Annotated in this window: 7 protein-coding genes and 3 pseudogenes; 3 read left to right on the plus strand and 7 right to left on the minus strand. The window is 59.5% G+C overall.

The genetic code is table 11. The annotated features are described in order from the left end of the window. Nucleotide 1: 1 nt before the first annotated feature. Nucleotides 2-2,347 (plus strand): annotated as a pseudogene (ligD, locus tag GGQ64_RS26815) (DNA ligase D); the annotation flags it as partial. 37 nt (nucleotides 2,348-2,384) lie between these two features. Then, a pseudogene (locus GGQ64_RS26820) lies at nucleotides 2,385-2,763 on the plus strand (DUF4112 domain-containing protein). A 6-nt stretch (nucleotides 2,764-2,769) separates the two neighbouring features. On the opposite strand, the pseudogene ligD (GGQ64_RS26825) reads toward GGQ64_RS26820, so the two are convergent. The 3 genes and pseudogenes from ligD (GGQ64_RS26825) to ku (GGQ64_RS26835) form a co-directional block, all read right to left on the minus strand. Beyond that, nucleotides 2,770-3,822: pseudogene (ligD, locus tag GGQ64_RS26825) on the minus strand (non-homologous end-joining DNA ligase). Between the two features lie 52 nt (nucleotides 3,823-3,874). Continuing rightward, the gene (ku, locus tag GGQ64_RS26830) at nucleotides 3,875-4,684 is read right to left on the minus strand and encodes a non-homologous end joining protein Ku (RefSeq protein ID WP_183808371.1); all 810 of its coding nucleotides are present in this window, start codon (nucleotides 4,682-4,684) and stop codon (nucleotides 3,875-3,877) included. An 11-nt stretch (nucleotides 4,685-4,695) separates the two neighbouring features. Continuing rightward, a complete protein-coding gene (gene ku, locus GGQ64_RS26835) occupies nucleotides 4,696-5,601 on the minus strand; it encodes a non-homologous end joining protein Ku (protein ID WP_183808375.1) in 906 nt (301 codons plus the stop codon). A 406-nt stretch (nucleotides 5,602-6,007) separates the two neighbouring features. Here ku (GGQ64_RS26835) and GGQ64_RS26840 point away from each other — a divergent pair, with 406 nt between their 5' ends. After that, nucleotides 6,008-6,889 (plus strand): hypothetical protein, encoded by an 882-nt coding sequence (locus GGQ64_RS26840; RefSeq protein ID WP_183808376.1) that lies wholly within the window; start codon nucleotides 6,008-6,010, stop codon nucleotides 6,887-6,889. Between the two features lie 2 nt (nucleotides 6,890-6,891). On the opposite strand, the gene xth is transcribed toward GGQ64_RS26840, so the two are convergent. From xth to glf, 4 genes are all read right to left on the minus strand, one after another. Beyond that, nucleotides 6,892-7,674: an exodeoxyribonuclease III gene (gene xth, locus GGQ64_RS26845; RefSeq protein ID WP_183808372.1), complete on the minus strand. Its 783-nt coding sequence runs from the start codon at nucleotides 7,672-7,674 to the stop codon at nucleotides 6,892-6,894. Nucleotides 7,675-7,949: 275 nt separating this feature from the next. After that, on the minus strand, nucleotides 7,950-10,211 hold the full coding sequence (locus tag GGQ64_RS26850) for a glycosyltransferase family 4 protein (protein WP_183808373.1): 2,262 nt from the start codon (nucleotides 10,209-10,211) through the stop codon (nucleotides 7,950-7,952). Continuing rightward, entirely contained in the window at nucleotides 10,208-13,393 is a 3,186-nt protein-coding gene (locus GGQ64_RS26855; RefSeq protein ID WP_246422967.1) for a glycosyltransferase, read from the minus strand. Before GGQ64_RS26855 ends, GGQ64_RS26850 begins: the two co-directional genes overlap by 4 nt. 53 nt (nucleotides 13,394-13,446) lie before the next feature. Then, nucleotides 13,447-15,678: a UDP-galactopyranose mutase gene (glf, locus tag GGQ64_RS26860; protein WP_246422970.1), complete on the minus strand. Its 2,232-nt coding sequence runs from the start codon at nucleotides 15,676-15,678 to the stop codon at nucleotides 13,447-13,449. Nucleotides 15,679-15,965 lie beyond the last annotated feature (287 nt).

Raw genomic sequence — 15,965 nt, forward strand, 5'->3', positions numbered from 1 at the left:
GAAATATGGCGCCGGCACTGTCATGCTGTGGGATCGCGGTTATTGGGAGCCTGAGGGCAACAAGTCCCCGGAAGAGGCTTTGAAGAAGGGTGACATCAAGTTCGTACTCCACGGCAAGCGCCTGCAGGGCGGCTTCGTGCTCGTCAGGATGCGCAACGATCGCGACGGCGGCAAGCGGACAAACTGGTTGCTAATCAAGCACCACGACGACCATTCCGTCGAGGAGAACGGCGCGGCCATTCTGGACGAGAACATGACGTCGGTCGCGTCCGGCCGGACGATGGAGCAGATAGCCGCCGGCAAGGGGCGGAAGCCGGTAGCGTTCATGACGGCAAGCGGCGACGTCGAGGTCGATGCTGTGTGGGACAGCAAGCACGGCCTTGCGGCTGACGAGCAAAAGAAGAAGGCCCGCAAGGATGTAGCGACATCGACGGCAGCCGATCTGCCCGACTTTATTCCCCCGCAGCTCTGCGAGACGGTTGAACGCCCACCAGCCGGCGACAAGTGGCTGCACGAGATCAAGTTCGACGGATATCGAATTCAGATGCGGGTCGCCGACGGCGGGGTGACGCTCAAAACCCGCAAGGGCCTGGACTGGACCGCCAAGTATCCGGAGATAGCCGAGGCCGCCGCATCACTTCCCGATTGCATCATCGACGGGGAGATTTGCGCCCTCGACGACAACGGCGCCCCGGACTTCGCCGCTTTGCAGGCAGCGCTATCGGAGCGCAACACCGGCAATCTGGTCTATTTCCCGTTCGACCTCCTGTTCTATGGCGGACAGGACTTGCGCGAAAAGCACCTGGTCGACCGAAAAGCTCGGTTGCAGGAGCTGCTTGCGACCAAGGATCCGCATCTGCGTTTCGTCGAGCATTTCGAGACGGGCGGCGATGCGGTTCTACGCTCCGCCTGCAAGCTCTCGCTCGAAGGCATCGTCTCGAAACAGGCGGATGCGCCCTATCGATCCGGGCGGACCGAAACCTGGGCGAAATCGAAATGCCGAGCGGGGCATGAGGTTGTCATCGGCGCCTATGCCAAGACGAACGGAAAGTTCCGCTCCCTCCTCGTCGGCGTCAATCGTGGCGACCACTTCGTCTATGTCGGCCGGGTCGGCACGGGCTATGGCGCGAAGAAGGTCGAAACGCTTCTGCCCAAGCTGAAGGCGCTCGAAACCACAAAATCGCCCTTCACAGGGATCGGCGCACCGAAAAAAGAGAAGGAAGTCTTCTGGCTGAGGCCCGAGTTGGTCGCCGAGATCGAATTCGCCGGATGGACCGCTGATGGTCTCGTCCGCCAGGCCGCCTTCAAGGGACTTCGGGAAGACAAGCCGGCAGCAGAGGTCGAAGCCGAGAAGCCGGCCCCGCCAGCGAAGACGGAGACGCCCGAGCCCGCGCCGGAAACCAACAGAAAACCCGCGCGCCGCAAGGGAGCCAAAGCGGAGGTCATGGGCGTTTTCATCTCCAATCCGGACAAGCCGCTTTGGCCAGACGCGGGTGACAATAAGCCGGTTACCAAGGAGGATCTGGCCCGGTATCATGAGGCGGTTGGTTCCTGGCTCATCGAGCATGTGAAGGGCCGACCGTGCTCGATCATCCGCGCGCCGGATGGGATCGGCGGTGAACAATTCTTCCAGCGCCACGCCATGCCGGGTACCTCGAACCTTCTGGAACTGGTCAAGGTCTTCGGCGACAAGAAGCCATACCTGGAAGTTGAACGGATCGAAGGCCTCATCGCCATCGCGCAGATCGGCGGCATCGAGCTGCATCCGTGGAACTGCGAACCGGGAAAACCCGAAGTGCCGGGCCGGCTGGTGTTCGACCTCGACCCCGGCCCGGACGTGCCGTTCGCGTCGGTGGTGGCGGCCGCGCGCGAGATGCGCGACCGACTGGACGACCTCGGCCTTATCAGTTTTTGTAAGACGACAGGCGGCAAGGGGCTGCATGTCGTGACGCCGCTTGCGGTCAATGCCCGCAAGCCGCTCTGCTGGTCCGAGGCCAAGGGCTTTGCCCATGACGTCTGCGCGGAGATGGCCCGGGACAATCCTGACGCCTACCTCATCAAGATGACCAAGAGCCTGCGGGGAGGGCGCATCTTCCTTGACTATCTGCGCAACGACCGAATGGCGACTGCCGTCGCCCCCTTGTCACCGCGGGCGAGGCCCGGCGCCACCGTGTCGATGCCGCTCACTTGGACACAGGTCAAATCCGATCTCGATCCGAAGCGGTTCACGATCCGCACCGTGCCGGCGCTTCTGGCGAAGACGAGCGCATGGGAGGACTACTGCGATGGCCAGCGCCCGCTGGAGCATGCGATCAAACGGCTCACCAAACACAGGGCTGCTGCATGACAATTAAACGGCAGGGTTCAGAGGTCACATGGAAAGAATGAAAAAAGCTTCTATTCCCATCGAGCACCTGGCGCGCCTGCGGCGGATCCGCGGTCTGGCGCGGCTGATGGACACGGCGCTTCGGGTTCCCGGAACGCGGATTTCGCGGGGTGCGGACTCGGTCCTCAGCCTCGTCCCTGGCGTCGGTGATTTCGCGGCCGCGGCTATCAGCCTTGTCATCGTCAAATGAGGCTCGGCGTCTCGGCGTGCCGAACGACAAGCTTGTGAAGATGCTGGTCAATGTCGGCTTCGATACGGCTGCAGGCAGCGTGTCTTTGCTCGGCGACGTGTTCGACGTCTATTTCAAATCCAACCGCCGCAATCTGAAGCTGGTGTTGGATCATTTCGGTCTCAAGCACGCAGATCTCGATCGATAAAGACCATCACTTGCCGGCCAAAGTATCCATATCGAACACCGCGGCATTGTCCTGCACTTCGCGCAGGCCCTTGTAGGAGGCGTGACGCAGGTTGCCATCGTCGGTCCAGCCGCGGAATTCGATCTCGGCGATCAGGGTGGGCAGGGCGAAGACGTAGTTCTTACCCTTGAGCGGCACGACCGGTTTCTTCGTCTTCAGCTTGTCGAGCGTCTTGCGCAGGTATTCGGCATCCGCCGTCTTGAACCCGGTCCCGACCGACCCGACCGAGACCCAACCGTCTCCCTTGCGGGCAGCGAGAAGCAGGCTATCGATCCCGCCACGCGCTGCAGAAGATTGCTCGTAGCCGACGATCATGAAGCTCTCACTCTGGACGCATTTGATCTTGACCCAATCACCCGCTCGTCCCGACCGGTTTGGCCGCTCGCGGTGCTTGGCGATAATGCCTTCAAGGCCCATCGAGCAGGCATTCGCGAGCAAGTTCGGCCGACGCCGCGCGCCTCCTTCGAAAGCTGTACCGCGCCGACTGCGCCCTCCAGGAAATCCGAAAGCAGATGCCGTCGAACCAAAAGCTCCGTCTTCGTCAAATCGTGGCCATCGAAGTAGAGGAGATCGAAAGCGAAAAAGACGGCCTCCGTTGAGGCGCGCTTGCCGCCGCGGCCGCCGAGCGAGCGCTGCAGCGCCCCGAAATCCGCGTAGCCCTGCTTGCTGAGAACCACCGCCTCACCGTCGAGGATGGCGGTCCCGACGCCGAGCTTCTGGCAGCTTCGGCAATCTTGAGAAACCTATGTGTCCAGTCATGGCCACCGCGGTGATGATCCGCACCGCGTTGGGCTCGATGTGGATTGCCAGGCGATGCCCGTCCCATTTGATCTCGTAGAGCCATTCCGGCCCTTCCGGTGGTGTCGGACGAAGAAGGGCGAGACAGGGCTCGACGCGCTGGGGCATCGGATCGAAAGGAAGGCTTGGCTGCTCAGGATCGCGTTTGCGAACCGGGCGAGACTGCAGTGTCTCGCCGGACTCATCGTACAACGGTATGGCAGATCGGCGCTTCTGTTTCATCGATATCCATCACATGCGGAGAGTTCGAACATAGGTGACGTCCGTGAAGATTTCAGGCGCGCTTGCCTTTTCCACCGGCGGCCAGGCTCTTGCGCAAAGCGTCCATGATGTCGATGACATTGCTCTCGGTGGCCGCGCCGTCATCGTTGGCCTTGCCCTTTTTCGAGGGTTTCAGAGCCTTCTTCTTTTTCGCGATGATGTCGAGCAGCGCGTCCTGTACGGGGTCTGAAACCATATCCGCCGACCAGGTTTTGGTGTACTGCTTGATGAATTTCTGAACGAGGGGAATGAGGTCGGGGTCCGATTTGGTGTCGATGTCCTCGAAGTAGGACTCTTCCGGCCGGACCTCGTCGCCGAAGCGCAGCGTCCAGAGGACGATCCCTTCGCCCCGCGGTTCGAGCACGACAGCGCGCTCGCGCCGGCCGATGACGAGCCGTGATACGCCGAATACCTTGTCGGACGCCATGGCGTCACGAATGACGGCGAAAGCCTCGTGGCCGACCGGATCGTCCGGCACGAGATAATGCGGCTTTTCGAGATAGATCCATTCTATGCTGTCGCGCGGGACGAACTTGTCGATGTCGATAGTCTTCACCGTATCGAGCGCGACGGCGTCCAGTTCGTCGTCGGTGAGCAGGACATAGTCGTTCTCGCCGCGGGCATAACCCTTGACCTCGTCCTCATCCTTCACCGGCTTGCGCGTGACGGCATCGACATATTGCGAGACGACACGATTTCCAGTCTCCCTGTTCAAGGTGTGGAAGCGGACCTTGTCGCTCTCCGAGGTCGCCGGTGACATGGAGACCGGGCAGGTGACGAGGGAGAGCTTCAGATAGCCTTTCCAATAGGGACGCGGCGCCATGATCGTTCTCCTCAACCGGCTTTGCGCTGTGCTGCCGTCGAGCCGCGCGCCTTCGATGCCGTTGCACGCGCCGCGGGCTTGCGCCCGGCGCCCTTGTTGGCGTTGACAGCGGCGCGCTTCGGCTTGTCTCCGCTGGCCTTCAGCATCTTGGCGCTTTCGCGCAGCGCGGCAAGCAGATCGTCGGGCTTGGAGACCTTGACCGCCTTGCGCTTCGGCAGGGCCTTGCCTTCGATCTTCGCCTTCACCAGTTCAGCGACCGCCGTCTCGTAGCGATCGTCGAACGCGGCGGGATCGAAGGTTCCTTTCTTGGTGGCGATGATGTGCTTGGCGAGATCCAGCATCTCGCCCTTGATCCGCAGCTTCGGCACTTCCTCAAACGCCTTCTCCGAAGAGCGGACCTCGTAGTCGTACTGCATCGTGGTGGCGATCAGGCCCTTGCCATGGGTGCGGATCAACACGGTGCGCATGCGCCGGAACAGGACGGTGCGGGCGACTGCGGCGACCTTCGACTTCTCCATCGCATCACGCAGCGCGGTAAAGGCGTCCGAAGAAACCCGGTCGGTCGGCACGAGATAGTAGGGCTTGTCGAAATAGACGTCATCAACGTCGGAGCAGGAGATGAAGGCTTCGATTTGCAGCGTCTTGTTGCTGTCAGGAATGGTCGCCGCCACCTCTTCCGGATCGATCATGATGTACTGGCCGTTCTCGATCTCGAAGCCCTTGGTCTGGTCCTCGCGCTCGACCTCCTTGCCGGTGTCGCTGTCGACGAACACGCGGTTGACGCGGTTGCCTGTCTTTTTATTGATCGTATGAAACGAAATGCGCTCAGAAGTGCTGGCGGCCGTATAGAGGCCGACGCCGCAGCTCACCTCGCCGAACTTGATGAAACCCTTCCACTGAGCACGATGACCGGCCATCTTGAACACTCCCGACTCGACGCAACCAAAACGAGTCAAGCGAATCAGAAAGGAATTTGTTTCGAGTCGAATAGAATCGGAAATCAATAACTTAGGTGCTTCTCGTCTCCCTTTTTGCGAGTCTCGAATATGCCCTTGATTCGCTGCATCTTTTATGCGGCCGGTGCGTTCTTCCGGGACCGCAACCGAGAGGGGCAATGTCATGCCCGAACGTGAACTCGATACCGGAACCGCCAATGTTCGGCGCGACGAGAAAGGCCAGTTCAGGAAGAGCGTAGATGTCAGCCGGCTCTTGTCCGCCGACCAGCGCAAGAAGGCGGATAATGAGTCCGAGCCCAGCGAAGGCGACCGCGGTGATCGGCGCACGAAACACCGAGGAGCGGGTCGCCTCGCGAGTGGTGACGTTATGACGGAGGATGTCGAGAGTGCCGATGGGGCCGAGGATGGCGGCGAGCGTGCCTCTGTCTCGTTTCCATTTGACCGCATGACAGTGCAGCGGTTTCGCGAGACCTTTCCGCGCGCCCGCTGGAGCGACTGGCGAAAGGCCTGGGTCGTTCCCGGCAAGACGGCGCGCCGGCGTATTGATCGCTGGCTGGCCAAGGAAGAATCCCGTGCCGATCCCTACGCAGAGGCGAAGGGCAGGGATGCTTTTGCCTTCGAGCCGATCCTCAGCCCCTACCTCGGCGTCGATAAGGACGGGCTCCGCATCACGACGCCCTATTCCCGCAAACTGGTCGAGGAAATCCGGCAGGTGCCCTTCGCCCGCTGGGACGGCCACCACAAGGCCTGGCGGGTGCCTTTCTCCTCCTATGACGATCTTGTCGACCACTGGCAGGCCATCGAGATGGAAGCACAGCGGTGCGAACCCGAAGAAAGGCGCAAGCGCGCTGCGGCGCGCAAGGGGACCGAGGAGGAAAGGACGTCCCGCCGCCGGACGGCCGAGCGCAAGCGTCGTCGCATCCCACTTCCCGCCGATGATCTGCCCCCGTTGGACCGGCCGATCGCGACGACACCGCACGGGATTATCGTCGTAGCCGACATCACCGGCGAGCTGGTCGAGCACGAAGAGATTGCCGACCTCTATCCCGGCATCGCCGACGATCATGTCTGGGGATCATGGCGAATGCCGTCGCTGGATGAATTGGTGCAGACCTGGCCCTCGCGAACTGAACCCGGCGACGACGAGCGCCAGCGCGGCTGGTGGCTGCCGACCCTCGAAGAATTACGCGCCGCGCGGCGAACTGCGAGGGCGCGCGAGCGTCGGGCGATGCAGCAGGCGCCGGTCTGACCTCAATCCGCGGGCGGCTCGATCTCGATCATCACAGGCGCGTGGTCGCTGGTGTGGTCCCAGCTTCGCGGCCCGCGGCGAACGCTGGCGGACCTCAGCCAAGGGGCCACGGTGGGGCTGAGCAGAAGATGGTCGATGCGCAGGCCCGCATCGCGCTCGAAGGAATTGCGCCAATATTTCCAGAAGGTGTAGATGCGTTCCTTCGGATGGAGGTGGCGGACGGCATCGGTCCAGCCTTGGGCGAGGAGATCGGCGTAGGCTTTCCTGACTTCCGGGCGAAACAGCGCATCGTCACGCCAACGTTCTGGTGCATAGACATCGAGGTCCGTGGGCATAACGTTGTAGTCGCCGACCAGCAGGGCGGGTATGCCGAGTTCGATCAGCTCGGCGGCGTAGGCCTGGAGGCGCTGGAACCAGCGCAGCTTATAGTCGAACTTCGCGCCGGGGGCCGGGTTGCCGTTGGGAAGATAGAGGCAGCCGACCAGCATGCCGTCGATGGCGGCCTCGATATAGCGGCTATGCGCGTCGTCTGGATCGCCCGGCAGGCCGCGTCGCGTAAGGACAGGCATCCTGTCCCTGGCGAGGATCGCGACGCCATTCCAGCTCTTCTGTCCGTGCCAGACCGCCTCGTATCCGACCCGCTGAAGTTCGCGCCGCGGGAAGCGCTCGTCGGGCGATTTTAGTTCCTGCAGGCAAACGACATCGGGGGCATCGTCTTCCAGCCACCGCAGGAGGTTGGGAAGGCGACCATTGATGCCATTGACGTTGTAGGTGGCGATCTTCACGAGTAGCCTCGGGGAGCGGTGATTGTCCGGAGACGAAACCGCCCGGGAATCTCAAAGGTTCCAGCTGCGCTTGAACGACCGAAGGCCGGGCGGAGCCGGAACCGGACGCTATCTATTTTGAGACGGCCTTTGTCGCGACAGAAGCTCCAGGGTACGCTCATCCGGCTCGTCTTCGAAATAGCTTTCCAGCGCAGCACGAAACCGTGGGCTTTCGTGGCCTGAAGCCTCATAGAACAGCGTCATCCAGGCGCATTCCATGAAAGAAGCCGACGCGTCTATTTCGAGTACGTAAGCCCACCTTGCGAGATCTCGCCTAGCACCCGCGCCAGGGGCTCGTACACGCTGCGTCCTTCCTCTGATGGAACCGCTGATAGCAGACCGTTTTCACAGGGTCGATCATCGTCCCATCCCGGATGGTTTACGATCGGATACAGGCAGATCGCCTCGATGGGCACTCCAGCGTCCGCCGCTGCATTTACTTCATCGTAGATATACCTCATCCACGGCCCACGTTTTTCCGCCTCAATTCCCGTTTCGGCAATAAGCATGGGCCTGCCATAACGAGCATAGGTCTCGTACAGGATTGTTCGGAGTGGTTTATGGAGTGGGTGATCTACATCGATCGCAGTGGCGCCATGAACCCACTGGTTGTTGTGATAGTAGTTGACGCCGACAATATCGAGATATCGTTTAGAACCACCGATCTGCGGCCACATGCGCCCTGCAAGCAGGTCCCAGCCTTGATATTGTGAGTGACAATGACCTTGCGAGACCTGTCGGTCCCATGGACGGGATGGGTCAGCCACAACGTTTATCACGGGATCGCAATGAACAAATCGCGCTCGGGAATCGACGGCAAGAACAGCTTTCATTGCTGCGATCGAGGCCCGCGCCAGTTGAACTTTCAACTCAAAGCCACGTCCGCGAGTGAAGGGATTGAGATAGCCCACGTCGCCTCCGGCCCATGCGAAGAACGAAATTTCGTTGACCGGCACATAGAACGGTACCACATCGCTAGCTTGGCGCACGACGGATGCCGTCGCTCCTGCAAACGCGGCGAAACGGGTCACGAATTCTGGCGACCAGATATCAATGTCGTCGGGCCAGCCGTAATGGAGCAGATCCCAGATCACTTGCGTTCCAGTCTCCCGTGCGGCCGTGAGCATCGGCAGGAAGCTTGCCCAATCATATTTTTCGGGAACCGCCTCGATCAAATGCCACCGCACACCGTCGCGAACGGTGCGGATGGCATGGCTGGCAAGCTGGGCATAGTCGGCCGCGGCATTGATGTCGTGTCGAGTCGCGGCGATCATGTCAAGACGTTTGCCCGAGACCTCGCCCTCGCGCGGTTGTAGACGGTGGGTCGAACATTCGAAACCGCCCTGAAAGAAGGACTTGAATATTCCCGTGGGCTCCGCCTTCCTTCTCTCGGCGATGACCTCCCGAATGACCCGTTCCCATTGAGGCAACACCGCTGCCACGCTGAAGCTTCTCTCGACTTGCGACCGGAGGGTCTGACCAAGTCTCTTGCGCAAATCTGGCGACGAAGTCAGCCTGTTCATCGCGCGAGCAACAGAAACTGGATCGCTATAGGGCACGAATAGGCCCGAAACCTCGTCCTCGATCTGTTGCCTAGCACCGTTGTCGGGTGTCGCAATCACAGGCAAGGCGGCTGCTCCTGCCTCTGCGATCACATGCGGCATGCCTTCGCCCTTCGACAACCACGCGAAGATATCGAACGCAGACAAAAGCGCCGGTACGTCCTTTCGGTCGCCCAGGAAGATCAGGGCGCCGCCCAGTCCGAACTTCTTGGCAAGCGCGTGCAATCGCAAAGCGTAATCAGGCATAAACGCGTCCGGTCCCCCGGCAATCACAAAACGCGTGCTCTTTTCGTGTGCATGCACGAGCGCAGCCGCTTCGATGAAATCTTCAACATTTTTCTTGGGATCAAGGCGCCCCGCCCAACCAATGAGAACGCTGTCTTCCGCCACACCAAGCGACGCGCGCATCGCGAGACGCTGACTAGCGTCGAACTCCGACAGATCGACCATTGACGGAATTTCAAGCGCGTCTTGCTCTCGTCCCAACATTATCGATGCGGCAGCATCTCGGATGGAGCGGCAGACGCCAATATAGCGACTGGTAAAATGCTTAGGTCCGGCCAGCGCCTCACAGACAAGTCCGCCATGCTCGATCAGAGGCGGACGCAGGTGAATGCGGTCCAGTGCCGGATAGATGTCGGCAACATTCTGGCATGAGATCACGACGTCGTAGCCTGGTATCTTGCATGCCAGGTAATCAATGGTGTCTTCCAATGACAGCTCGTACGGCGTCGTATCCACATCGACGCCGAGTGCGGTCAACTGATCATGCGTCAGAAGCGGCATGTTGGGACTACGGAAGCATGCGACAACATCGATGCGATAACGCGCGCGATCGAGATTGCCTGCCAGGAGACGGACCTCCGTCTCCTCGCCGCCGACAACCAGCCAGGCGAATACGAACAGAATACGCACGGGCGGTCCGCGAGAGCTCATTGCTGAACCTGAAAGACGATCTGGAGGAACTCCGGCCGGTTCTGCAAAAGATCAGCGAGGAAGGCTGGCCCGTCGTTGAAGGGAACAACATGGGTGATCATGTGCTCGCGAATGACCTCACCGTGGCTCTTTAAGAGAAGGACCGTCTCGTCGGCAAGCCGGCGCCTGTTCCAAAGGGGTGTCAATCCGCGTGGCACGCGGTCGATCTGCGCGCACCGTACGGTGAGGCCGTTATGGTGGAATTCCTCCCCGAGCCTTAGTGCCTCAGCGCCGCCTTGGTAAAAGGCGAGATCGATGACAGTGCCCTGCGGTCGCAGTGCCTTGAGCGCCATTTGCAGGCTGTGTGCATGTGCCCGCGTCTGAAAGACGATATCGGCTCCGCGGTCTCTGCCGCCATTGTGCCACCGCGCTTTCGCATGCTGCCATACTTCGTCCTCGCTCATTGCCGTCAGGCCCATAGCCTGCACTTTCTTGCGCCGGTACGCGGAGGGATCGGAGACAACGACGCTCGCGGCACCGAGCTTCTGCGCAAAAAGGGCCGTGATCAGTCCGACTGTACCGGCACCAAGGACAACCACGTGGCACCCTGCGACACCAGCACCGAGATAGGGCACAGAGCTGCCGAGAGCATCCGCATCGGCATGCAGAATTCCATTGGCGGCGATTGGACCCATCTGTGCCACGAAGACGCCGAGAATGGGATCGATCCCGGCGGGCAGCGGTACAAGCATGTCGTGGAACGGGTCGGCTGTATGGCCGCTTTTGTGCGCATAGGTGGTCGCGACGACATCGCCGACTGCAATGTCGGGGGCCCGCGATTCCGAGACCTGCGCCACCTCCATGTAGCCAAGAAACGGCACGGGATACTGCAGCTGCGGTTCGTTTTCGAGAAAGACGCCACGGCCATCATCAAAGCGGGAATGGAAAAAGGGGTTAGTGTGTTTCAGGAAGGTGAGTTCCGTGCCTGCCGAAAAGCCGGTATAGAGGGTTTCGAGTCTGACATGCCCGTCGGGTGGCGGCCCCTCTTCATACTCATAGAGGAGGGCCTTTCCGGGACCTTCGACGCCGAGCGAGCGGATTGTGCGATGGTTCAGTGGCGGGCCGAAAGGGCCCTCTGAATTTTCTTCATGCCGCAATGGCGCGATCGCATTCTGGACGATCACAGGCGGATCCAGCTTTACCGGCACGCCGCTTTCCGCCGAAGACACGACGGCGAGCGCGAGCCGGTGCGTCGCCAGTGCGTCTGAATAAGTGCAGCGAATATGGTTGTCGTCGCCGCGAACGGCGTCAACGAAATCACGGTCTTCCCGCCAAACAGGATCTCCCTTGGCCTGCCGTACCGGCCGCCCTGAGCCCACATCGACCATAATGTCATGATCCGTGACTTCGATCGCCAGACGATCGGCGAAAATGTTCAGTCCAACCTTGTGGCTCCAGCCGAGGAGACATGTTGATGATATGCTTGCAATGACACCGGACTGGAATGTGAGGTTCGCGGTCGTCACAGCCGGTACATCGAAACCCGGAAACTCGGGGCGTTCCCTAAAGCTGGTGCGGCCATATACGTCTGTGACCTCGCCTACGAGGTATCGCGCCAGATCAATGATGTGCGTCGTTTGCTCAACAACCTGCCCGCCTGAGTTTTCGGTTTTCCACCACCACGTCGGCGGCGGCGTCTGATCGAGCCAGTAGCCCGAGAGCAGCTGGGCTGGGTTATCGGCGAGGAGCGAGCGCGCCTCCTCCACCGTGTCCAGATAGCGCCAATGATATCCGACGGCAGTGATCAAATTTGCGGCCCCAACGGCAGCATTTATTTGCTCGGCAAGAGACAGCTCGAGCGTGATGGGCTTCTCGATGAAGAAGGGAATGTTGCGGGATATGAGATCCCGTTCGGCATCGCCATGGGCGAACGGCGGTATGCAAATATAGACCGCATCCAACGCCACGTTCTCCAGCATCTCGCGGTGGCTGTCGAAAGCCTTTCCGCCGAACTGCGAAACGGCAAGTTCGGCCTGACCAATGTCTGGGTCCGCGAATCCGACGAGTGCCACGTCGTGGAAGCCCCCCAAGATATCAAGATGACGGCCAGCAATGCCACCAACTCCGATGAATCCCATCCGTGTCTTGCCCATCAATCGGTCCCCTTTGTTAGTTCCCGAATGGTGGCGAAGAACGCGTCGGTACACCGAAGCCGTCTCCTGAGCCATTCGTTCAGCCGTAAACTCGGTTTGGAATCGTCTGCGGCCCGCCTCGCCAACCTCTCTTGCTCGTTTCGGATCGTCGAGTGCGGCAATCATCATCCGTGCCAAGGAGGTGGGATCTCCGCATTCGGCCAGAAACGGGTGGTCAAATCCTAGCGCTTCGATGGTGCCGCCGATCCGGGTCGCAACTATCGGGAGTCCTAGAGACATGGCCTCGAGTAGGGCCAGGGGAAGCCCTTCAAACCGCGACGGTAGGACAAACAAATCGGCACACGCGATCAATTCGCAGATTTCGATGCACTGTCCCAAAAACTGAACATGCGAACCCAGCGACAGTGTTTTAACGAGGCGCTGGATTGCCTCCATTTCCTCACCCTGGCCGACAAGCAGCAAAATAACCGAAGGGTGCTCGGCGACGACCTCCGGCATCGCCAAGATGAGAGAGGCATGGTCCTTCTGCTTGGTAAAACGGGCCACCGTCACCAGTGTGCGCCGCCCGTCGAGCCCGAGCATTTTTTTGAAGTTGCAGGGCCGTATACCTCCCTCGAGACCGAAGATCCCATTGCGAACAACCGAAATGCGGTCGGCCGCGACACCATTGAGTTCGAAACTGCGCCGCGAGGATTCCGATACGACGATATGATGAGCGAGTGCCGCGCATTCCATCGCGTAGGTTTCCCTCTGCTTCCTCTCAGTAAGAAGATAGGGCAGATGATCCGTGCGAACCACCGGTATGCCGGACGCTACGCCGGCACGGGCTATCCCATGTCCCTCCCAGCCGATGCCAGCATGAATGTGGAGAAGGGAGCAGGCGCTGGCACGCAACCAAGCCTCGAACGAGACGTCGTCGTCGATCCGTTTTACCTCTAACCCCCGGCGTGTGGCGCGATCGAGGAGGTCATATGTGCCCCTCACCGCTGCTAACGTAACTTCAAATTCCGACGAGAGCGCCTGTCCGAGGATGAGCATATGCTCTCCCATCCCTGAAGGATCCAGGCTGTCTGTGGCAAGCACTATCCGGACATGTGGTTTGATCATCGCGTGCTGGCTGAGATGGCATCTCTCAAACCAGTCCTTGTCAGTTGCCGGTAGGTCGCCAATGCCTGGCCTACAACCTGATCCATGTTGTAATATTTGTAGGTTCCCAGCCGTCCAACAAACGTGACATCGGTGAGATCGCGAGCGAGCGACTCGTATTGTTTGTAAAGCGCTTGGTTTTCGGGGCGCGGGATCGGATAGTAGGGATCGCCGTCGGCGCAAGCAAATTCAAAGGATATGCTCGTTTTCGGATGGATTTGGCCGGTCAGGTGCTTGTACTCTGTTATCCGAGTATATGGCACGGCCTCCGAGGGATAGTTGACAACCCCGACCGGGAGCATGCGCTCCATATCATGCGTCTCATGCTGAAAATTGAGGCTACGGTAGGGCAAGCGACCGAAGCAATACTCGAAGTATTCATCTATCGGGCCGCTGAAAATTGTGTGCGCCGCAACGTTTTCGCTGCGAATATCCGCATACTCGGTGCCGGTCATAACGGTGATGTTGTCGTGATCCAGCATTTTCTCGAACATTGCGGTATATCCGTCGCGCGGCATCGCCTGATAGGTATCGAGAAAATACCTGTCGTCGACGCTGGTGCGGGTCGGAACTCGCGCCGTTACGGATCTGTCCAGCTCAGAGGGGTCGAGACCCCATTGCTTGCGCGTATAACCCTCGAAAAAAGTACGATAAAGATCACTGCCGACCTGGGCCAACACCACATCCTTCGACGTCACGATCGTTCTGCAGGGTTCGGCGCGGCTGGCGAGAAAGATTGCGGCTTCCGCTTCGTCGCTCAGATTGAGCCCGTAGAGGTTATTGATCGTCGTTCTGTTAATGGGAATGGGTAGGAGTCGTGCGTTTACATCCGCCAGGACACGGTGTTCGTAGGGACGCCAGACAGTAAACCGCGACAAGTATTCGAAGACGCGCTGGCTGTTGGTATGGAAGATATGCGGCCCGTATTGGTGTACGAGAATGCCGGCTTTATTGTAGAAATCATAGGTGTTACCTGCGATATGCGGTCGCCGGTCGCAAAGAAGCACGCGTTTGTTGCGGCCGGAAGCAAGCCGTTCCGCGAGCACCGACCCAGCGAATCCGGCCCCGACGATCAGGTAATCATATGCCGCAGAAGTCCCCTTGCCTTTGCTGGGACAATGGCACTGCTTCGGCGATCGCTCGGAAGCGAACCGCCGGGTGACGACCTCATCCAAGAGCGTGTTCATGCCTTGGAATGTCTTGTCCCATGAGGATTTCGCTAGAGCCAAATCGGCCAACGCAAGCCAGTCGCTTCCAGAGTTCTTGAGGGCCAGCGCTCGATCGCATGCAGGGGCGAAGTCACAGGCATCTGCCAGAAACACACCGTCCACATCGCCATATTGACGCACCACATCCCTAATCGCCGTGCTGACGACGGGGCGTCCGGCTGCGAGGTATTCCGGCGTCTTGGTCGGGCTGATAAACTTCGTTGCCTCATTGAGCGCAAACGGCATAAGGGCGACGTTCCACCCTGAAACGTAGGCGGGCAGTTCGTCATAGTGTTTCTGCCCAAGGTAATAAATATTGGGTGCTTTAGGCAGGATTTCAGGATTGATCTTTGCTACCGGCCCGATGAAAACGAATGACATGTTGGGCCGGGCCCGGGCTACAGCGTCTATTAAATCCAGATCAATACGCTCGTCGATGACGCCATAGTACCCCAACTTGGGGCCTGGAATCGACCTTTGATCAGGCGGCTCCGTGCAACAATACCTTGCAGTCTTGAAATGTGCCGCGTCTACGCTAGATGGAAATGAATGAATGTTCTGGTGCAAATGGCGCTTGGCCTCATAGAGGCTGTGCCCACCTGTGAACACGGCATCGGCCCGGGCGATGAGGCGCGCCTCGTTTTCCTTTAATCTAGGCATTGCGAACTTGAAGTTCGCCAGTTCGTCCATGCAGTCATATATGATGGCAGATGCCTCCACATGACCTGTAAATTCGTACATCATCGGCGTGTAAAACCACAGCACGGGGCTTGCGGCGTGGCTCAACTTCAGCAGCTCGTCAAGAAGCGATCGAAGCGCTTTAACTCGCTGGTTTGTCTCCCACCCTCTTGGAATTCGCGGCCGTACGGCCTTGACCGTCGTTCCCTCGAAAACGTGAATCTCGAGATAGGGGAGATGATGTTCAGTCGGAATGAATTCTTCAAAAAAGAACACCTCGCGATCTCTGGAGAACCGCTTCATAAGATGTTGGGGGCGCTGCAGAACAAAATCCCAGCGTAAGTGGGAAAAGCAAATCAGCGGCGCATTTCGCGCAGGAACTGATGGGGAAAAGGAACTGGAGAGATACATCGCACACCCGCGTTTGAGACACGGACAGTAACCGGGAGCCGAGTGGATGGTTCCGCGTGTTGCTAATTATTTCCTAATATGGTCAGTGACCTGCCACTGAACTTTCATCCAAAGGCGATTAGAGTTTCGGCGTTTTTTGATACGCCAGTTGGCGCGGTGTGAGCAACCGGTGGCAACGC

This window comes from Mycoplana azooxidifex (assembly GCF_014196765.1).
Classification (GTDB): Bacteria; Pseudomonadota; Alphaproteobacteria; order Rhizobiales; family Rhizobiaceae; genus Mycoplana; species Mycoplana azooxidifex.